Source organism: Maribacter zhoushanensis (assembly GCF_029350975.1).
GTDB lineage: Bacteria > Bacteroidota > Bacteroidia > Flavobacteriales > Flavobacteriaceae > Maribacter > Maribacter zhoushanensis.
Window position 1 is genome coordinate 799,529 of sequence record NZ_JARKMR010000002.1, and the last position, 21,265, is coordinate 820,793.

Here is a 21,265-nt window from a genome sequence, read left to right on the forward strand (position 1 = left end):
TTATCTTGATTTCTTAAATACTACTAAACCAAAGATAAAAGTTTATAAAAATTTCAATTTTTAACTATAATAGACAATACAAATTCATTTTATCAAAAAACCACATAAATAACTAAATATCAATAATTTAAATAGTCAATTTATATCATATTCAATACTTCAAAACTGACCATTTTTATTATAGCATTATAAAAAAAACCTGTATCAACTAATTCTGATACAGGTTTTTCTATAAAATGAAAAGCTATATCACCCCTACATAGGAATGACAATGACTAGTTCAATATTTAATTTTGATATTATCATACTACAATAGTACTTAAAAAATAGGTCATAATTAACAGCTTAACAAAATCTGTACAAAAAGTAATAAATTACACCAATTTGAAACTTACAGAATCTCCACCCTTCTTTTGTGCCAATATGCAAATAGCCTTATCGGTTAACTGAACAGCTCTGGGGTAGCCACCAGTGGTTTGACCGTCTTTCATTAATACAATTAGTTTGCCTGCCGGTGTCAGCTGAACCGTGCCAGGTATAGTTGCAGAAGTAAGCATTGAAACGGTATGGGGCTGTATAGTCTCACTTAACTGATAAGCCATTCTATTATTCTCATGTGCAACGGTAAATGTTCTAGAGAAAATTTCTTCTAACTGCTTATCGGTCAAGATATCAAATTCAGGGGCCTTATTTACTTCAAGAACAGACTCATTTAAAAATGAATCTACCTTAATCTCAGATATTTTAGGTTGAAAATCTTGTTGAACAGAAAAAGACACGGCATCATTATCTGTTAATCTATTATATTTTGTTATCGGTTGGTAAAAAGACCTACTACCTAGAACTTCTTCAGAAGTAAATCCGCCTTTTACGGCCAAGTACGATCTAAAACCTTTTTCTAACTTACCGAAAGAAAGTATATCTCCTTTTTCTATCGTATATACCTTATAATTTTGAATAGGTAGGTTATTTAACGTAGCTGACATTTTTGCCCCACCAAGTGCTATATATGTTTCTTTTTCAAAGATAAGCGTTGGTCCTGTCATGGTAATTTCTAACACTGCTGCAGATTCTTCATTCTCAAGTAAAGAATTGATTTTAAAAACCGAAATCTCATCCATAACTCCTGAAACCGGCACACCTTTATTTCTATAATCAAATCTACCTGCATCTTGTATGGTTGTGTAAAAACCTGCTTTTAGAATTTTAAGCATCTATCTTAATTTTTTCAGGTTTATAAATTCCTACTTCAGCTTCTATCTTACGAAGGTCATGTTCAGCTTTTGATATTCTATAAAATTCAATTTTATCACCAACACTCACAAAACAGGGATTCTCTTTTGTAGCATCAAAAATTGGCACCGCGCAATTACCTATAATATTCCAACCACCAGGTGACTCTTGCGGATAAATACCTGCTTGTTTTCCTGCTATACCAACAGCACCTTTTATTACTTTAGGTCTTGGAGTAGCTTTTCTTGGTAATTCTAATTCCTTATCAATACCACCTAGATACATGAAGCCGGGCAAAAAGCCAATACCAAAAACGGTATATGTAGCTCCCGTATGCATAGCAATAATTTCTTCTTTTGTTTTATGAAGCTGATTTGCCACTTCCTCTAAATCAAGACCGAACTCCAAGTCATACGAAACAGGTAATCGCCATAAGTATCTATCTGGCTTTGGCGACTCTTTCAATTGTATGTACCACTTATGTATGTCAGAGGATAATTTTTGAAAATCAAGTTGTTTTGTTCTGTTTATAATCAAAAGAGAATTATAAGAAGGTACTAGCTCCCACGCTTTATCAGTAAACACTTCTTTGGTCAAAAACCTTTCGAAATGTAAAATCTTTTCTAATATAATTTCACTGACCTCGTTTGGCCATTCTATCAAGACAGAATGAGCACCAAATGGTTTAATATTTATTTTAGGGGAATTCACGATTTTACTTGTAGATTATGATGTGGCAATTCATTTGAAAGATACGCCAAAATTTGCAATGCAGTGGGAGTATCTCCATGAATACAATAGGTATCAGCATTAATATTTACATTCTTGCCTGTTATGGTTTTTACGACCTTATCATTATACATGCATAAAATATGATTTAAGACCTCTTCTCCAGACGTAATCAAGGCGTCTTTCTCTTTCCTTGACACCAAACTTAAATCATCATTATAATTTCTATCTGCGAAAGCTTCTACTAAAACTTTGAATCCGTTTTTAATTGAAAGTTTGTGAATGACACTATTAAAAGGAACGTATAACAAAGCACTACTTTTATAAGGTGCAATTGCAGATAAAAAGGTTTCTGCCAAATGCTCATCTTTAGCTATGTCATTGTATAAAGCACCATGAGGTTTTATATGATGCAATGGTATATTTAATTCTTCGCGAACAGATTCAAATAACTCCAACTGTGTTTGAATACTTTCAACAAGCTCATCATTCGGAATTGACATACTTACCCGTCCAAAATTTTGGCTATCGGGATATGACGGATGCGCACCAACCTTAACTTGATGTTTCTTTGCCAGTTCTAAACAAAATTGAATAATCTCTTTTGAACCTGCATGACCACCGCAGGCAATGTTACAAGATCTTATCATTGGAAACAGGTCTTTCTCATTACCTATACCTTCCCCAACATCACAATTAATATCTATACTTCTTTTCGTCATCTATAAAACACCTAAAACGGTTAGTATACTTTTAGCACCTAATAAAACGGAAAGGAGAATAATTAGTCCGCCGAAAATATTCTGCAACATAGAATTTTTATATTTTCCCATCACTCCCGCTCTATTTACAACCCACAATAAAAAGACCGCAATAACAGGCAACAACAATCCATTTGTTATCTGAGCAAATTTGATAATCTCAATAGGTTTAATTCCGAAGGACAAAAAGAAAACACCCAGCCCTAAAATAACCATCCAAATCATTCTAAACTTAGCATCTTTAAACTCAGCTTTCCAACCAAAGCAGCTATTGGCAACATAAGCTGCAGCCAAGGGCGCCGTAATTGCCGAAGTAATACCAGCAGCACACATACCAATACCTAAAAAATACAAAGCAGCAGACCCGTACAGTGGTTCCAAAGCTTTTGCCATATCAATTACATTATTGACCTCAGATGAATTTATAGCCGCAGCAGAAATAATTATACTAACAGAAACCAGCCCCCCTAATATTATAGATACCAAAGTATCTCTTTTAGCCAATTCTAGATCATCTTTAGATTTCCATTTCTCACTGACCAAGGCAGCATGTAAAAAGAGGTTATATGGAACAACGGTTGTACCAACCAAAGCTATTATGGTAAGAATACCTTTTTCAGGAACCATAGGTACCAAAAGACCTTTTAATAGTTGCCAAACATCTGGCTTGGTCAATATAGCTGTCATAACAAAAGACAAACTCATAATAAGGACCAACACTATAAACACTTTCTCTAGGGCTTTATAACTACCTAGATATAACAAGAGAAATGCAAGACCACCTAATATAAAAGGGTATAAATTACTGTATTCCATTCCAAACAAGGCTTCCATACCTAAGGTGGCACCACCAATATTACCAGCTTCATAAGAAGCATTACCTATTATAATGGCAGAAAAGATAAGAGCGATAACACTATTACGAATCCAAGGATTATGCAGCTCTTGCTTAATTACATCTGCCAATCCCTTTTGTGTTACTATACCTAAACGTGCAGACATTTCTTGAAGAATATATGTTGCTATGATAGATAACAACATGGCCCACAACAAACTAAACCCAAAATCCACTCCTGCCAAGGTACATGCCGTAACCGTTCCCGGACCAATGAACGCCGCAGCCACCAGTACTCCCGGACCTAATTTCTTAAACATCTATTAAAATTATAGTTCATGTAAATATAATTCGTAAATCTGACTTTCTTCACCTTACTCAGAAACATTTTCACCACAATTTTAACATTTCAAAATGCCGTTAATCTAAAAAAATGCAGTTCGTCTAAAACTTGGATGTCATTCATCGAGATTACATAATAATCCAAAAAGAAGTAGGTTATAGCTATCCCCAAACCTTAAACTTAACCTATTAATGATTTGTTTAGAATGTAAGAAAGAACTCGGTTATTTAGATCACAAAAATGCAATGGAAAGTGCAGGTGTAGAGCTTTGTGCCAAACACCATGAACGAATTAAGTTATTGATAAATAAACACAACACACCACTAGAGGCTATACAGCTTTATTATGCGCTGAAAGAAGCAGGTGTAAATTCTATGTTAGAATGGTGGGACGGTAAAAAGTCTATTGACATTGCCATTTCTCGTGTAAAACTCAATATTGAAATTGATTCTGAATATGAAAAGCTGACAGAACATGAGGCTATCAATAATTTAGAAGAAGCAATGCACTCATTTAAAAATGGTTTTACCACCATTAGAATTCCGCATATTGTAGTACGCTATTATTTAAATGAAACCGTAAATAATATTATTGGAATAATGGAAGGCTTAAAAGCCAACATTAAAGTTATTAACTAAAAAACTAGATATGGAAAATTCTAAAAAAGCATTTAGAAACCCCATTAGGGCTGCAATAGCAACTCTTTTAATTGGTATGGTTATGCGAATACTTCATTATCCGTTTTCTGAAGGAATAATTTTTATATCCTTTGCCGCCATACTGATATTATATACAGTCCGCTTTTCAAAAAAGGAAGAAAAAAAATCGGTCGATTTAATTAAAATGGCTTTGGTACTTTTTTGGACCACCAACGGAATATTGACAATTTTAGATTTTACCCATACTTTATTTTTTCAAATTGGAACGGCATTTACTTTTATTGCATGGTTTGCAATGGAAGGCACCTCCTACTTCATGTCTAAAGACGGAGATGTAAACAATAGCATGACAGAAATTATATGGAATTTTGTAATGGTTATAGGTGTAATCACCCTTATCTGTGGTGGACTCATGCATTTATTAACATGGAATTACTCTATACCTGTACTTACACTTGGTTTAACCATTGTAACCAGTTACATACTTAAAGACATTTTTACAACACCAAAAAATAACGAAGACGATATTAATAATGAAGAGTTATATTCTTAAGGAATACTACTCTTTTACAAACAGTAATACCCCAACCAACCCTCTCAAGTTGGTGAACAGTTTTGAATGGTTTTTTGAAATATAATTACCATTCAATTCTTGTTCATTTAAAATCTAAAGAACTTCTCTTTGCACGTTCATGTTGGTTAGATCCCGTCTACTACAGCTTAATTAATAAAAATTACAACGTGCAGATTAAATTAGCTTTAAAGATTACCCCAACCACCCCTCTCTATCTAATGAGCGGTATTGAATGGCTTCAGAAATATGGTTGCCATCTAAATTTTCAGCGCCGCCTAGATCAGCTATAGTTCTTGCTACTTTTAAAATTCTATCATACGCTCTGGCGGAAAGGTTCAATCTCTCCATCGCATTTTTCAACAAGGCTTTGGACTTATCATCTAACTTACAATATTCACGAATTTGCTTGGTATTCATCTGAGCATTGTAGTGCACATTTTCCATACCCTCAAATCTAGCAGTCTGTAATTCTCTAGCTGCAGTAACCCGCTTTCTAATGTCTACACTACTCTCCCCTTTTCGTTCTTCGGATAATTTTTCGAACGGTACGGGAGTAACCTCAATATGAATATCTATTCGATCCAACAAAGGACCAGATATTTTACTTAGATACCGCTGCATTTCAGCAGGTGATGAAGTTACGGGAGCATCTGGGTCATTAAAGTATCCGCCCGGACTTGGGTTCATACTTGCCACCAACATAAAACTACTTGGGTAGGTAACGGTAAAACGAGCTCTAGAAATAGTTACTTCCCTATCTTCTAAAGGTTGGCGCATTACCTCTAATACTCCACGCTTAAATTCTGGCAATTCATCTAAGAACAAAACCCCATTATGAGAAAGGGAAATTTCTCCCGGTTGCGGGTATGCTCCGCCGCCTACAAGGGCGACATCCGAAATTGTATGATGGGGACTTCTAAAAGGTCTCTGACTCATTAATCCCATGTTCTTAATCTTACCGACCACGCTATGAATTTTAGTGGTTTCTAAAGCTTCATGCAAGGTCATTGGTGGTAAAATTGAAGGCAACCTTTTTGCAAGCATGGTTTTACCAGCACCTGGCGGACCAATTAGAATTATATTATGACCGCCAGCAGCAGCAATCTCCATGCAGCGTTTAATACTTTCTTGCCCCTTTACGTCAGAAAAATCAAATTCTGGAAAATCAAGATTCTTATAAAACTCTTCTCTAGTATCTATGATGGTTTGCTCAAGCGGAGTACCTTGATCAAAGAAGTCTAAAACCTGTCTTATGTTATCAACTCCATATACTTTTAAATCTCCAACAATTGCCGCTTCTTTAGCATTGGCAGTTGGTAGAATAAAACCTGTAAAACCTTCTTCTTGCGCTTTAATAGCAATTGGCAAAGCTCCTTTTATAGGCTGCAAGCTACCATCTAAAGACAGTTCGCCCATGATAATATACTTATCTATATTTTCTGATTTTATTTGACTAGATGCAGCTAATATGCCAATAGCCAAGGTAAGATCATAAGCAGAGCCTTCTTTTCGAAGATCTGCAGGAGCCATATTTATAGTGATTTTTTTGCCCGGAATTTTATATCCGTTATTCTGTAGTGCGGCTGCTATTCTATAATTACTCTCTTTAATAGCATTATCTGGCAACCCTACTAAATGATAACCAATTCCTTTATCAATATTTACTTCAACAATTATCGTAGTGGCCTCTACACCAAATACTGCACTCCCATAAACTTTTGTAAGCATTTTTAATCCTTTGGCTTAAATGTAAGGATTTCTTTACTCTTTTGAATTTCATTCTTATTCATCATCATTTTACGAAACTTTCCGTTTACATACATTTCCGCTTGATCTCTGTAGTGTTTACTAAACGGATTACCTGATTGCCCGGTAGGTAGAATACTAATACTGTTCTCTACATCAGAAAAATCTACAAGCCTTCTTGTAGAAGGTCCTGAAGTAGTTTTGTAGAAACCAGTTTCGTCATATGAGAATGCCAAATTATTAATCACTTCCCTTGTACCGTTAACAGAAAAAGGACCTACATTAAAAAAGGAGCGTAATGCCGCTATTTGACCAATAGGATGAGGATGCTCAAGACTATGAACCCTCTCCCATCGCCAATAATTCATGTTATTACCAAAATCTTTTTCTAATGAAGCTACTGCATCCATAAAAGATTTGTTCACAATATCTACCATGCTTTCTTGAATATCGGATGTATTAACATCATCTAACCATACAGATTCCTCATCTTTAGATAACGGCGCAATTAATCGCTTTACAAAGTGGGTATTTATAAACTGATTGAACAACTCTTCATCCAATTCGTCTTCAAAGGTATTTTCTAAAAAGTAATACACCCATCTATTATAAATAGTTGCTTCTATTGAAGATAACTCGTAATCCCCTGTCCACATTTTTAGACTATCAATAGCTTTTAATCCGTTTTCACTTAGTAGCGAAACATCAATATACTTTGATAAATTAGTTACAATTTCAGGGTCTACAGATGAAATAACATCGGTAATCATGTCACTTGCCGAATCTAAATTCCAATCATTTTTCCGCTCTAACAACTGCACTATACGTTTACCCCTATTTTCAGGTAAATAGTACCCTGGGTAAAGCATACCGGCTATAGAGTCAGGCTGATTATTCGCAGAATACACGTAGTTACTTGGTGGATTAATAGCCTGAGGATTTTCCTTAAAAGGAATAAATTCTTTTTCTACCGGTAGCCCTTCGCCTACTTCAAAAATCAACTTCGTATTTACAGAATCAGGAATGTTATAAAGCTGTGCCGTAGCAAACCAAGCTACATTACCTTCATTATCACCATACATTATATTTAAACCAGGTGCATGAATTTTTGGTAAGGCTTTCTTGAACGCTGTAAGATTATTAGAATGACTTAAACCGAATAACGCATCTATAACTCTATTTTCTACCTGAGTATATAGCCAAGACATTGCAATAGGTCTTTCGCCCTGTACTTGATCGGCTATTCCATTTAAAATTGGACCGTGGTTGGATTTTTTATAGGTAAACTCCACATCAGAAGAATCTTTTACCTTAAAAGTCTTCGTGATGATTTCATAGTCTACATATCCGTTTTCAGATAAGTATTGATTTTCGTTATCTGGATTATTCTCTTCATAATAAAAATCAACATCATCATTCTCGAACATGGTTAGACCATAAGCAACCTTTCTATTATGCCCTAAAAGCGGAAATGGTATACCTGCAATATGATACCCATATTTAGAATATGATGGTGTTTCTATATGAGCTTCAAACCAAACCGAAGGCTGAGCAAAACCTATATGAGGATCATTGGCAAAAATAACTTTACCATTCTTAGTTTTTTCAGGTGCTATCACCCAACTATTACTTCCTTCGAATAAAGGAATATCCAAAACTCCTAAAGCTTTGTTTACTGAAGCAGTAAGATTATTCTGAATAGTATCTGATAAAGTAGGGTTATAGTTCTTAATCCATTCCGTATCAACGCTAGAACCTACATGCAAGCCATTTAAATATTCAGGTCCTAATTTGGCATTTATAGTAGTCAAAAGAGGATCTGTTTTATGAGCCATAGCAAAACTAAAAGCCATATAACCAATAGTATTATAAACGTCTTCCAATACAAATTCTTTTTTATCTATACCTGTTAGATAAAACTCTACCGGTGTGGGCCTTTCTTTTATAAATTGATTGATACCATCTAAGTAAGCTTTAGTCAAAATAACACCAGCATCACTCTCATCTGCATTATTTGCTGTCACTTTAGAGGCATCTGCAATACCTAGAGATAAAAAGAATTTATCAGTACCTATTAAATCCGCACCAAATACTTCTGACAGACCACCACTAGCAATTCTTCTAAGAAGTTCCATTTGCCAAAGACGATCCTGTGCATGAACATAACCTAAAGTTCTAAAGGCATCTTTTTCATTCTCTCCATAAATATGAGGAATACCATACTCATCGTAGTAGACATTTACTTCTTGCTCAAGGTCTGCAAGTTCTTTTTCACCGGAATAATCTGGCTTTAAAGTGTACGCAAATAGTCCGACAACAATAATCAGAAGGGTAATAATAACCAATAGGAAAGCTCCTATTTTTTTTAATGTTTTCATAGTTCTGTTTGGGGGAATTGTTCCCAAGTTAAAACTATTTTTTACATTAAACGCCTCGTAGCTCTGCTTTTTATTGACAAGTAGTCAACATCCTACAAAACTATATACTATTCATTATTTCGTAATCCTTCTAACAACCAGTTTTTATAGGTGGGTATATCCGTATTTTGAATAGATGTGTTCAATACTTTTAAATCTGGCGAAAGCAACACGTAAAAAGGTTGAGATATAGAACCAAAATTCACATCTTGAAAAGTACCCCACTTTTGGGCAATGTTATTTATTTCTTTAACGCGACCACTATCAAACTGAAAATTAAATTGTTCATCTTCTGGCAGATCCTCCCTATCATCAGTATATAATGAGATAAGCACGTAATTCTCCTTTATAATCGGAAAAACTTCTGAATCGCTCCATACATTTTCTTCCATCTTTCTACAGTTTACACATGCCCAACCTGTAAAATCTAAAAGTATTGGTTTGTTTACTTCTTTTGCATAAGCCAAACCTTCGTCAAAATCTTTGTAACAATCAATCCCTAACGGACAATCGCTTTCTTGCTCAAAAATGCTATAAAATTCAGGAGGAGGAAATCCGCTTAGCAATTTCAAATTGGTGATATTGGTAACTCCCAAAATCATATAAATAGTAAATACAGCACTTACAAAAGCAGCTACTTTTCTACTAAGCGATAACTTTTTTATTGGTCCGTCATGCGGAAACTTGTATAACCCAAATAAGTATAAAGTCATTGCTATACCAAGCACTATCCAAATACCTAAAAATACCTCACGCTTTAATATACCCCAATGCCCTACTAAATCTGCATTAGATAAGAATTTTAAAGCTAAACCTATTTCTAAAAAGCCTAGCACTACTTTTACTGTGGTCATCCATCCACCAGATTTTGGCAATGAATTTAACCATGCCGGGAATAAGGCGAACAATGCAAAAGGCAATGCCAAGGCTACACCAAAACCGGTCATACCAGCAGTAAGATTAGAAGCAACTTCACCTTCTGCCAAGGTAGTACCACCAAGCAACCCTCCTAAAATAGGTCCTGTACAAGAAAAAGATACAATAGCCAATGTGACTGCCATGAAAAAGATTCCTAAAACACCACCTACCTTGGTAGATGCGTCATCCATCTTATTTGCCCAAGAGCTTGGCAACGTTAGCTCATAATAGCCAAAAAAGGAAAAGGCAAAGAATAAAAATATTACAAAGAACAATAGGTTTAACCAAACGTTAGTTGCAATAGAATTTAGAATTTGAGAATCTACCGAATCAAACAAATGAAAAGGCAGACTTAATAAAAAGTAAATAAGAATTATAAAGAAACCATATAGCAACGCGTTAATGATTCCTTTAGATTTTTTCTGCGAGTGCTTGGTAAAAAAAGAAACCGTTAAAGGTATCATTGGAAATACACACGGAGTCAACAAAGCTATTAAGCCACCTAGAAAACCTAAGCCAAAAATAACCCAGATATTAGTACTCGTAGCTATAGTGTCTTGACCCTGGGTAAGCAACTCTCTATTCTTTAAATCTAATCGTAACCTCTGCCCTAGTGCCAAGCTTCTATCATCAACAGTAGTTATAATCTCAGCTTTGGAACCGTTTAGCGTAAAGATGAACTTTTTATCCATTGGAATACAAACCTCCTCACATACTTGAAAGAATAAATCAACATCAATCTGATTAATTGCTTTATCTAATATTTTAATACGCTGTGTAAAAGTGGCATTGTCTTTAAAATACGTTTCTTCAACCTCAAAAACTTCACTGTACTCCTTTATTGTTTCACTTTCCGTAGTGCCATCTATTAGCTCATAAATAGTTCCATGGCCGTTATAAGTGAACTCACTTGGCAAAGAACCAAATTCTGAAGTAAATTGAGAGTACATATGCCAGCCATCTAAGATTTTAGCCTGCATCACCAGCTCATATTCCGTATCAGATATTTTATTTATATGATGCTCCCAAACTACGGGTTCATCTTCAGTTTGTGCGAACGTACCAAGCGGTAAAACGACTATAAAAAGTAGTAAAGCAAAAAATCTAATCATGTAATTCTATTTTTAATATCTCCTGGGTAGTATCGTCAACTCTAAAACGATGATCTGCACGCATGCCAATAACCCAAACAATTTGCTCACCAGAGCATAACAACCAAGTTTTTTCTTTAGACAAGACATCCACTTTCTCATCTTTAAAAAACTTTGACAATTTCTTTTTACGATTTAATCCTAACGGATAAAAATAGTCGCCCATTTTCCATTTTCTTACTGTTAACGGATACTTTAATGTATTCTTTTGAATATATATTACGGTATCTAAATTATTATAACGTTCTGAAACGACCGTAAATTTTAAGTTTACGGGCAGGTTCAAAGGTACTTCTTCTTCAGTAACGAAGTACTCTTGCGTATCTAATTTAGTTTCGTTTTTGGAAGACAAAATCAATACCTCACGATTTTTCACCAGTACATGAGTACTAGACACTAATTGCTTACCCGAAAGACCGTCTAACAACGCCTCTAAATTTTCCATCTCCTTGAATCCGTAAGCACTGAACAAACCAAAAAGATAGGTAGCCAAAGGTTGTAATTCTTTTAGTTTCGCTATTTCAATTTCTACTCTACCGTTATTTTCTATAAAAAGCTCTTGTTTCAATTTTTGAAGATATGCCGACGCAATACCGTCAGTTTGCTTCAAATAATCTAAGGTGTTTTTAAAATTATCTGAAAAGGTAGGATGCAGTTCATTCAACTTTGGTATAATCTCTAACCTAATTTTATTACGCAAATACTTGGCATCAGCATTACTGGCATCTTCTCGCCATTGCATCTGTTGATCATTTGCGAATGACTCTAATTCTTGCCTCGTAAATGATAATAAGGGTCTTCGTATATTATTTATTTTAGAGGGAATTCCCGTTAGACCTTCAATACCGGTACCTCTAGATAAATTGATTAAAAAAGTTTCTAAATTATCATTGGCATGATGTGCAGTTAACAGATATGAACTATTATGCTCTGCTAATAACTGATCAAACCAAGCATAACGCAGTTCCCGTGCCGCCATTTGCACAGAGACCTTGTGCTGATTAACATAACCAAGAGTGTCAAAATGAGTTACAAAAAACGGTTTTTCTATTTTTATAGCATATTCGCGCACAAAACTTTCATCACCATCACTGTCCTTGCCCCGTAATCTAAAATTACAATGTGCTATAGAAAAATTCAAGTTTGTTTTATGGCACAATTCTACAAGTACAGAACTATCAAGACCACCACTACATGCAATGATGAAATGAGATTCTAGCAATTCTGGAAAAGAATCCTCAATATGTTTTTTGAATGTCTTTAACACAAAACAAATGTAACGAAGTCCTATAATTTAAATAGAAAGCCTAAGAATAATTTAACTTGTAATGCTGTATGCAGTCTTACGAAATCGCCTTTTCAAAAGAGTCCACTTTTGCAGTAAAAACTTTAGCCAACTCTTCATTGGTAATACCTTTTTCTTCATCAAAATTTTCGCCATATGTAGGCAAAGAGAAAGATTCTACCACCGTACCTTGAAATCTAGAAAGCATTTTCTCTGCAACTTCAAGTGCGCCTATTGCTCCTCTACCACCACCAGATGTGGCCATTAACAATATCTTTTTATCAGCAAGAAACTTAGAATCTAATCTAGATAACCAGTCTAAGGTATTTTTAAAGTACGCAGAAGGATAACTATTGTGCTCGTTAACAGAAATTATCACCCCCTTTGCATTAGTAATTTCATTTTTGAATTCAACCAAAGAATTAGAGAATCCGTTTTCATTTTCTACATCTTGACTATACATAGGAAACGGGTATTTTGACATATCTCGCAACTTCACTTCTTGCCCTTTTAACAGACTAGCAGTATACTTTACCAATTTGTAATTAATGGATACTGAAGAATTGCTACCTGCAAATGCTAAAACATAACTCATAGACCTATTTTTATGTGTGATTGCGAATTTAATTCAATTACAGTGAACCTTAGAATATTTTATCTAATTTTGCGGCTTTAAACATTCAAACATACTGTTTTATAAGTATATAGGATATAATTGTGATAATGAGCAACTCTAAGTCAAGATTGTTTTTTCTAGATGCCATAAGAGCATGGGCTATCTTAATGATGCTACAAGGTCATTTTATAGATGGACTTTTAGACAATGCCTTTAGAGACGATACAAATATTCTATTCAGTACTTGGAAGTATTTTAGAGGAATAACCGCTCCGGTATTCTTTACCGTATCTGGATTCATATTTACATTCTTACTAATCAGATCTAAGCAAACCGGCTGGTCAAACCCACGAGTAAAGAAAGGTATTAAACGCGGATTTGAATTATTGGTCATTGCATACCTTTTGCGTATGAACATTTTTGGTTTGTTCAAAGGTGAAGTTTATGACTCGTTCTATTTGGTAGACGTTTTGCACTGCATAGGACTTTCATTATTATTCATTATTGGGTTTTATATTCTAACATTTGCAAAGCAAAAATGGATTTTCCCCACTATACTGGCATCTACCACCCTTTTACTATTTATTTTTGAACCTATATACAAAACATCAAGTTTTGAGTTTTTACCACAAATATTTGCTAACTACTTAACTAAGGCAAATGGATCGGTATTCACCATTATACCTTGGTTAGGCTATGCAACAATAGGTAGTTTTATGTCAGTTATATTTTCCAAATACCAAGACAGCAAAAACCTTTACAACTACATTGTACCAGCGTATATAGTAACCGGACTAGCTTTACTATTTCTTTCTTCAGACTTTTTCCTTGCCATTTATGATGCTACGGGCGTAGAATTGTTTCAAGCCATTTTTAATAACAATTATTTATTCATTCGCTTAGGTGATGTACTTATAGTATTTTCCATATTTATACTGTTAAGAAAATTCTTGATGAACGCTACCTGGTTAAGAATAGGTCAAAGCACGTTATCTATATACATTATACATTTCATTATTCTGTATGGTAGCTTTACAGGTTTAGGCTTATATAGATTCTTTCACCATTCTTTGAATCCGTACTTTGTTGTTCCTGGAGCAATATTATTCATGTTTGTAAGCACATTTTTAGCTTTAAAATATGAGAACCATAAAGTGGAGATAAAAGCTAACATACGCTCAGGTTTATCGTCTACAAGAATCTACTTAGAGCAATTTGCAATTATAGCTTTTGAAGTATTAAGAACAGCTACAGAAAAAGTATTACGTGTGTTAGGGCTGATCAAGAACTAACTTTAGCATTTTACTAAGCTTATACAAAACAAAAAAAAGGCAGCCATTTGGCTGCCTTTTTAATTATTACATTATTCTATCTACTTAAACATGCAAAGCACGATCATCAGTAGCAGCTAACGCCGCCTCTTTAACAGCTTCTGCATATGTAGGGTGAGCGTGGCTCATTCTAGAAATATCTTCAGCAGATGCTCTAAATTCCATAGCTGTTACCGCTTCTGCAATTAAATCTGCACAACGCGCACCTACCATATGAACACCTAAAACTTCATCGGTGTTTTTATCTGCAAGTATTTTTACAAATCCGTCAGTATCCATACTTGCTCTAGCACGACCTAAGGCACGCATAGGAAATTGACCCACTTTGTATGCAACACCTGCATCTTTAAGTTCCGCTTCTGTTTTACCAACAGCGGCAACCTCTGGCCACGTATATACTACACCAGGTATTAGGTTATAATCAATATGTGGTTTTTGACCAGCTAATATCTCTGCAACCAAAGTACCTTCTTCTTCTGCCTTGTGAGCTAACATAGCGCCTTTAATAACATCACCAATAGCATAAATATTATCAACGTTTGTTTTCAAATGCCCGTCAACTATCACCTTACCTCTTTCATCAAGTTTAACACCAGCGGCATCAACATTTAATCCATCAGTATATGGCTTTCTACCAACGGCAACCAAACAATAGTCACCTTCAAAAACAACCTCTTCGCCTTTTTTATTATCAGCCTTTACAATTACCTGATCACCTTTTCTTTCAACAGATTTTACTTTATGTGATAGTGCAAATTTTACTTTTTGCTTCTTCAACACTTTAGTAAGTTCTTTAGAAAGTGCAGCATCCATTCCTGGAATAATACGATCCATAAACTCAACCACAGTAACATCTGCACCAAGTCTTTTGTAAACCTGACCCAATTCAAGACCAATTACACCACCACCAATAACAATCATATGCTTTGGTACCTCTTTAAGCTCTAAAGCTTCGGTAGATGTAATAATACGTTCTTTGTCTAATTTGATAAAAGGTAAAGTTGAAGGTTTAGAACCAGTTGCTATAATAATATTTTTAGCTTCTATCTCTTCGGTCTTACCATCGTTTTTCTTAATTGAAACATGCGTAGCATCTTTAAAACTACCCAAACCTTCATAAACCGTAATCTTGTTCTTGTCCATCAAGAACTCAATACCTTTTGTAGTTTGGTCAACAACACCTTGCTTACGGGCAATCATTTTCTCCAAGTTTACTTTAATCTCACCAGGAATTTCAATACCGTGCTCATCAAAATGTTTAATGGCATCTTCATAATGATGCGAAGAATCTAACATCGCCTTAGAAGGAATACACCCAACATTTAAACATGTTCCGCCTAAAGTGGAATATTTTTCAATTATTGCAGTTTTCATTCCTAGTTGCGCACAACGTATAGCTGCCACATATCCTCCAGGTCCTGAGCCTATAATGGCTACATCATATTGATCCATAAATTTTATTTTCTAATGTCTAACAAAATTAATACTATTTTTAGTTTTAGAACTCATTTTAATATATTGTTTAGAAGCGAAAATGTTAGCTTTTACAATAGTTTATTACAGTTTTTAATCATTTTGAAAGAAATATGCATTAAAAAGCCAAATAGTCTCATAAAAGACCATAGTTCTAAATCTCATTGAAATATAAAAAGTTATTAAAGCGGTATAGCCGTTGAATGTTTCACCTCTTTTATGGTAAATGAACTTTGAGTACTACCTATATGACTCATAGTCGTTAATTTATTCACCATAAAATTTCTGTAGGCGTCCATATCTTGCACATGTATTTTTAAAAGATAATCATAGTCTCCACTTAAATGATGACATTCAACCACTTCTTGTAAACGCATTACTTGCGCTTCAAATTGAGCAATATTATCTTTTACGTGCTGCACCAATTTTACATGACAGAATACCGTGAAATTTCTATCTACAACAGCCTTATCCACTAACGCCACATAACTTCTAATTGCCCCTACCCTTTCTAACCTTTTAATACGCTCATAAATAGCCGTAGTTGAAAGCCCTAATTTTAAAGCATACTCTTTGGTCGTCTTTTTACTATCTGCCTGTAACAGTGCCAAAAGGCTATTATCCACCTTATCTAATTTCATAATGATTGATATTCTAATAGTTACATCAAAATTAATAAATATTAGAATTAAAATCTAAAATAAAATTATTATTAGTTTAAAAAACTATTTTAAAGACTTCACCTTGACAATTTTACAATCTAAAAGTAATTTTACTAGACAATCAAATGGTAAGTAAAACAATATTTACCAAAAACATTTTGACCAGTATTTAATGCTATGCCTCGCTGGATTGCCCCCGAGGTTATTCACTTAAAATAACACCCCATGAGCCAAAAAAACAGTAACGACTTACAAGATTTACAATACTTCGGAGAATATGGCGGAGTAAATCCTTCAATTTCAGATTCATCAACCTATACCTTTATATCGGCAAAAACAATGTTCGATACTTTTGAAGGCAATACAGAGGGTTGTTATCTATATAGTAGACATTCATCACCTTCCAATTTATATTTAGGCGAAGCATTGGCTGCTTTAGAAGGTACTGAAAGTGCTAATGTTACGGCTAGCGGCATGGGAGCTATCACAGCGGTTATATTACAACTATGTAATGCCGGCGACCATATTATAAGCAGCAGAACTATCTATGGCGGTACCTATGCATTTATGAAAAATTTCTTAATCAAATTTGGAATAAAAACTACTTTTCTTGATATCACTGATCTTGATGCTGTAGCAAATGCCGTTACACCGAATACAAAAATGATTTATTGCGAAAGTGTAAGCAATCCGCTTTTAGAAGTTGCCGACATCTCTGCACTATCTAATATTGCCAAGAAAAACGAACTTCCTTTGGTAGTTGACAACACCTTCTCTCCACTAACTATTTCACCTGCAAAATTAGGTGCAGACATCGTAATACACAGTCTAACCAAATTCATTAATGGAACAAGCGATTGTGTTGCAGGTGCAGTTTGTGGAACTTCAGATTTCTGCCTTAGTCTTAAAGATGTAAATAATGGAGCAGGTATGCTTTTAGGTAGCACTTTAGACAGTATGCGTGCAGCATCGATTCTAAAAAATATACGCACCCTACATATAAGAATGAAAAAGCACAGTAAAAATGCACAATACTTGGCAGAGAATTTTGAAAAAGACGGATTACGAGTTGTGTATCCTGGATTACCCTCTCACCCCGGACATTTAATCATGGAGGATCAAATGAATCCTGAATACGGGTATGGCGGATTAATAACCCTGGATGTAAAAAGCTTAGAGAATGCCAATGCGCTTATGGAATTGATGCAAGAAAGAAAGTTAGGATATTTAGCAGTGAGCCTAGGGTTCTACAAAACATTATTCAGTGCACCCGGAAGCTCAACATCATCAGAAATTCCGTTAGAAGAACAAGAGGAAATGGGGCTTGGCAACGGACTAATTAGATTTTCTATAGGATTAGATGACGATATTCAAAGAACATATTCCTTGATGAAAAAATGCCTTATAGATCTTAATATACTGGATATCAAAAGCATTAACGTCTAAGATTTCAATTCTAAAACGGGTTTGCACATCCGTTACAGAAATCGTAATATTACGTAGAAACCAAACTCTCTTTTAATGTCAGACCAAAATACCAATGAACACAGGGAAAACGAGCATATCGTAGACAATAAAGAATTAAGCATTTTTGCTGCTTTAATTCCCGTTATAGCCCTAGTTGCCATGTTGGCATATAATGTTTATGTTTTTGGTGATGACGCTTTAAGCGGATCTAATCAATTCATACTTTTATTAGGTGGAGCGGTAGCGGCAATTGTTGGTTTTATGAACAAAGTTTCATATAAACAAATGATTGCTGAAGTAGAAGAGAATATTAGATCTACCACTGGCGCCCTTCTTATACTTTTAATGGTTGGTGCTTTAGCAGGTACCTGGCTAATTAGCGGTATCATTCCGGCAATGATTTATTACGGACTACAAATTTTAAACCCTACTATTTTCTTAGCGGCTTGTGTAATCATATGTGCTATTATTTCTGTAGCCACAGGCAGTAGCTGGACTACATCTGCTACCGTAGGTATAGCGTTAATAGGTATTGGCGAAGCTTTGGGCATCTCATTAGGTATGACCGCTGGCGCAGTTTTATCTGGTGCTTATTTTGGAGATAAACTTTCTCCTTTAAGTGATACCACAAACTTAGCTCCTGCTATGGCAGGCGGAGAATTGTTCTCACATATTAAATATATGCTATGGACAACAGTACCTACAATTACCGTTACCCTAATCGTATTTTTAATCATAGGTTTTAGTTTAGAGACCAACGGAGAAGCTGATGTTGATGCAATTTTAGCCTCTATAGATGCTTCATTTGATATTAACGGATGGTTGTTCCTAGTGCCAATTGCCGTTATCGGTTTGATCGTTAAAAAAACACCTCCTCTAGCAGCTCTATTAATAGGAACATTATTAGCTGCTATTTTCGCTTTAATTTTTCAGCCAGAGGTTGTTGCAGGCATTACGGGAGCATCAGAATTAAGCTTTCAGTCCGGATATCAAGGAATATTAAAAGCCATCACCGTTAACACTGATGTCCCAACAGATAATAAGGCATTAAGTGATTTGTTTTCTTCAAAAGGAATGACAGGTATGCTAGGTACAATTTGGTTGATTATTTGCGCTATGTTTTTTGGCGGAATAATGGACGGGATCGGCGCATTGTCAAGAATTACAAAATCATTGCTTAAAATGGCTAAATCTACTTTCGGGCTATTTTTTAGTACGGGTATTAGTTGTATTGTATTAAATGGTACGGCATCTGACCAATACTTAGCAATTGTTGTACCGGGTAAAATGTTCTCAAAAGCATTTAAAGATAGAGGTCTAGCACCTGAAAACTTAAGTAGAACACTAGAAGACACAGGTACGGTAACATCTGTATTAATACCTTATAACACCTGTGGAGCATATCACAGTGGTGTATTAGGAGTTGGTGTAGCTGAATATTTCGTTTATGCGATCTTCAATTGGCTAAGTCCGATTATGACATTCATATTCGCCGGATTAAATATTAAGATTAAAAGACTTGCTTCAAAATAAAGTTAAAATTGCTTTTTTATTTTATTCACACCTTAGAGCACACCACACTATTAATTTGATAATTGTATAGCCTAAATATTATGTGATTATCACTAAAACAATGCTATTCCTTTAGCTATTCAAAATAGTTATTCTAGCATTGAAAATTCTAATTTAGAAAGTCCGTAATCCTTCTTTCAAGTGTTAATTTTGTGTTTTAATAAATTTTAAAACGAAAACATATTATGGCATTTGTAGGAAAAAAATTCCCAAATATTAGTGTTAACGCAATGAATGACATGGGCGATACTTTTAAACTTAATGTTTTAGAAGAAGCTCAAAAAAATAATAAAAAAGTGGTTCTTTTCTGGTACCCAAAAGATTTCACTTTTGTATGCCCAACAGAACTTCACGCTTTTCAAGCAGCCATTGGTGAGTTCGAAAAAAGAAACACAATTGTAATTGGTGCATCTTGTGATACTCCAGAAGTACATTTTGCATGGTTAAGCACAGATAAGGACAACGGTGGTATTGAAGGTGTAACATACCCAATATTAGCAGATAGCAACCGTAACCTTTCTAGCGTTTTAGGTATTTTAGATATCCAAAACGAAGTATACGACGAAGAAACAGAAACTGTTCAGGTTGAAGGTGACAACGTTACTTACAGAGCTACATATATTATAGATGAAGAAGGTGTAGTACAACACGAAAGCATCAACAATATGCCTTTAGGTAGAAATGTTGGTGAATATTTACGTTTGGTAGATGCTTTAACTCACGTTCAAGAAAAAGGTGAAGTTTGCCCTGCAAACTGGGAAGAAGGTAAAGAAGCAATGTCTGCAGATAGAGACGGTGTTGCTAGCTACCTTTCTGCTCACGCAAACTAAATAGAATATATAATGAACATGAAGTTTATGCTTCATGTTCATTTTTTTAATCCTTAAAACGCTTTAGTTATGTTATTAGAATTAGAACAAGATAATTTACAGGAAATCATTGATAACAACCCTAATGTTGTTGTACAATATTCTGCTACCTGGTGTGGTAACTGTAGAATCATGAAGCCAAAATTCAAAAAAGAAGCTTCACAAAACGAGAATATTACATTTGTATTGGCAGATGCAGAGAAATTTCCTGAATCTAGAAAGTTAGCAGACGTAAGTAACTTACCAACATTTGCTTCTTTTGAAAAAGGTAAAATTAAAAATCAGGTTCAGACAAATAAGTATGACCTATTAAAAGATTTGATCAGTGAGATTACCCATAATTAAATTACTGACAGAGTTCATTGAAGAAAAAGATAGCGATTTCATTTTAGAGACCATTGAGACTTTAGAAGCACTTACAGAGCTACCTTCATTAAAAGATGAAGAACTTGATGTAATCGGCGAACTTATTTCTAATATGTACGGTGCCATAGAAGTTGCCAACAGCATAGAACAAGGCACATCAAAGAAAGATGCTATGAACCAATTTATGAAGCGTGTTTTAGGCTCCATAGACAAGTAATAGCAATTTAAAATACACAAAGTCCTTTCCTTTAAGAAAGG

At 34.8% G+C, this 21,265-nt stretch carries 19 protein-coding genes; 8 read left to right on the top strand and 11 right to left on the bottom strand.

The features are described 5' to 3' along the window. Positions 1-374: 374 nt before the first annotated feature. From PXD56_RS10230 to PXD56_RS10245, 4 genes are read right to left on the bottom strand one after another with little or no spacing between them, the layout of a single operon-like run. On the bottom strand, positions 375-1,214 hold the full coding sequence (locus PXD56_RS10230) for a 5-oxoprolinase subunit C family protein (protein WP_276493237.1): 840 nt from the start codon (positions 1,212-1,214) through the stop codon (positions 375-377). After that, entirely contained in the window at positions 1,207-1,944 is a 738-nt protein-coding gene (gene pxpB, locus PXD56_RS10235; RefSeq protein ID WP_338088451.1) for a 5-oxoprolinase subunit PxpB, read from the bottom strand. Before pxpB ends, PXD56_RS10230 begins: the two co-directional genes overlap by 8 nt. After that, positions 1,941-2,684 carry a 5-oxoprolinase subunit PxpA gene (gene pxpA, locus PXD56_RS10240; protein WP_276493238.1) on the bottom strand — a complete coding sequence of 248 codons (744 nt, stop codon included), beginning with the start codon at positions 2,682-2,684 and terminating at the stop codon, positions 1,941-1,943. The genes pxpB and pxpA overlap by 4 nt, the downstream gene beginning before the upstream one ends. Further along, entirely contained in the window at positions 2,685-3,878 is a 1,194-nt protein-coding gene (locus PXD56_RS10245) for an Nramp family divalent metal transporter (RefSeq protein ID WP_276493239.1), read from the bottom strand. A gap of 214 nt (positions 3,879-4,092) precedes the next feature. Here PXD56_RS10245 and PXD56_RS10250 point away from each other — a divergent pair, with 214 nt between their 5' ends. Beyond that, the gene (locus PXD56_RS10250; RefSeq protein ID WP_036153892.1) at positions 4,093-4,539 is read left to right on the top strand and encodes a hypothetical protein; all 447 of its coding nucleotides are present in this window, start codon (positions 4,093-4,095) and stop codon (positions 4,537-4,539) included. 10 nt (positions 4,540-4,549) lie between these two features. Beyond that, the gene (locus PXD56_RS10255; RefSeq protein ID WP_276493240.1) at positions 4,550-5,113 is read left to right on the top strand and encodes a hypothetical protein; all 564 of its coding nucleotides are present in this window, start codon (positions 4,550-4,552) and stop codon (positions 5,111-5,113) included. Positions 5,114-5,326: 213 nt separating this feature from the next. On the opposite strand, the gene PXD56_RS10260 is transcribed toward PXD56_RS10255, so the two are convergent. The 5 genes from PXD56_RS10260 to PXD56_RS10280 form a co-directional block, all read right to left on the bottom strand. Further along, the gene (locus tag PXD56_RS10260; RefSeq protein WP_276493241.1) at positions 5,327-6,862 is read right to left on the bottom strand and encodes a YifB family Mg chelatase-like AAA ATPase; all 1,536 of its coding nucleotides are present in this window, start codon (positions 6,860-6,862) and stop codon (positions 5,327-5,329) included. A gap of 2 nt (positions 6,863-6,864) precedes the next feature. Continuing rightward, a complete protein-coding gene (locus tag PXD56_RS10265) occupies positions 6,865-9,258 on the bottom strand; it encodes a penicillin acylase family protein (protein ID WP_276493242.1) in 2,394 nt (797 codons plus the stop codon). A 107-nt stretch (positions 9,259-9,365) separates the two neighbouring features. After that, complete coding sequence (locus tag PXD56_RS10270; RefSeq protein WP_276493243.1) at positions 9,366-11,327, bottom strand: protein-disulfide reductase DsbD family protein; 1,962 nt, start codon at positions 11,325-11,327, stop codon at positions 9,366-9,368. Then, complete coding sequence (gene tilS / locus PXD56_RS10275; RefSeq protein WP_276493244.1) at positions 11,320-12,633, bottom strand: tRNA lysidine(34) synthetase TilS; 1,314 nt, start codon at positions 12,631-12,633, stop codon at positions 11,320-11,322. Before tilS ends, PXD56_RS10270 begins: the two co-directional genes overlap by 8 nt. 76 nt (positions 12,634-12,709) lie before the next feature. Beyond that, complete coding sequence (locus tag PXD56_RS10280) at positions 12,710-13,246, bottom strand: NADPH-dependent FMN reductase (protein WP_276493245.1); 537 nt, start codon at positions 13,244-13,246, stop codon at positions 12,710-12,712. Between the two features lie 128 nt (positions 13,247-13,374). On the opposite strand from PXD56_RS10280, the gene PXD56_RS10285 reads away from it, so the two are divergent. Continuing rightward, positions 13,375-14,559: a heparan-alpha-glucosaminide N-acetyltransferase domain-containing protein gene (locus PXD56_RS10285; protein ID WP_276493246.1), complete on the top strand. Its 1,185-nt coding sequence runs from the start codon at positions 13,375-13,377 to the stop codon at positions 14,557-14,559. 84 nt (positions 14,560-14,643) lie between these two features. Here PXD56_RS10285 and lpdA read toward each other — a convergent pair whose 3' ends face one another. Beyond that, entirely contained in the window at positions 14,644-16,050 is a 1,407-nt protein-coding gene (lpdA, locus tag PXD56_RS10290; protein WP_276493247.1) for a dihydrolipoyl dehydrogenase, read from the bottom strand. A 203-nt stretch (positions 16,051-16,253) separates the two neighbouring features. Next, positions 16,254-16,712, bottom strand: coding sequence for an Lrp/AsnC family transcriptional regulator (locus PXD56_RS10295; protein WP_276493248.1), 459 nt, complete (start codon positions 16,710-16,712; stop codon positions 16,254-16,256). Positions 16,713-16,958: 246 nt separating this feature from the next. Here PXD56_RS10295 and PXD56_RS10300 point away from each other — a divergent pair, with 246 nt between their 5' ends. From PXD56_RS10300 to PXD56_RS10320, 5 genes are all read left to right on the top strand, one after another. After that, on the top strand, positions 16,959-18,179 hold the full coding sequence (locus PXD56_RS10300) for an aminotransferase class I/II-fold pyridoxal phosphate-dependent enzyme (protein ID WP_276493249.1): 1,221 nt from the start codon (positions 16,959-16,961) through the stop codon (positions 18,177-18,179). A gap of 75 nt (positions 18,180-18,254) precedes the next feature. After that, entirely contained in the window at positions 18,255-19,733 is a 1,479-nt protein-coding gene (gene nhaC / locus PXD56_RS10305) for a Na+/H+ antiporter NhaC (protein WP_276493250.1), read from the top strand. Positions 19,734-19,957: 224 nt separating this feature from the next. Further along, positions 19,958-20,602: a peroxiredoxin gene (locus PXD56_RS10310; protein ID WP_276493251.1), complete on the top strand. Its 645-nt coding sequence runs from the start codon at positions 19,958-19,960 to the stop codon at positions 20,600-20,602. A gap of 69 nt (positions 20,603-20,671) precedes the next feature. Continuing rightward, positions 20,672-20,986, top strand: a complete 315-nt coding sequence (locus PXD56_RS10315; RefSeq protein ID WP_073246691.1) for a thioredoxin family protein — start codon at positions 20,672-20,674, stop codon at positions 20,984-20,986. Next, the gene (locus PXD56_RS10320; RefSeq protein WP_276493252.1) at positions 20,967-21,224 is read left to right on the top strand and encodes a DUF6952 family protein; all 258 of its coding nucleotides are present in this window, start codon (positions 20,967-20,969) and stop codon (positions 21,222-21,224) included. Before PXD56_RS10315 ends, PXD56_RS10320 begins: the two co-directional genes overlap by 20 nt. Positions 21,225-21,265: the final 41 nt, after the last annotated feature.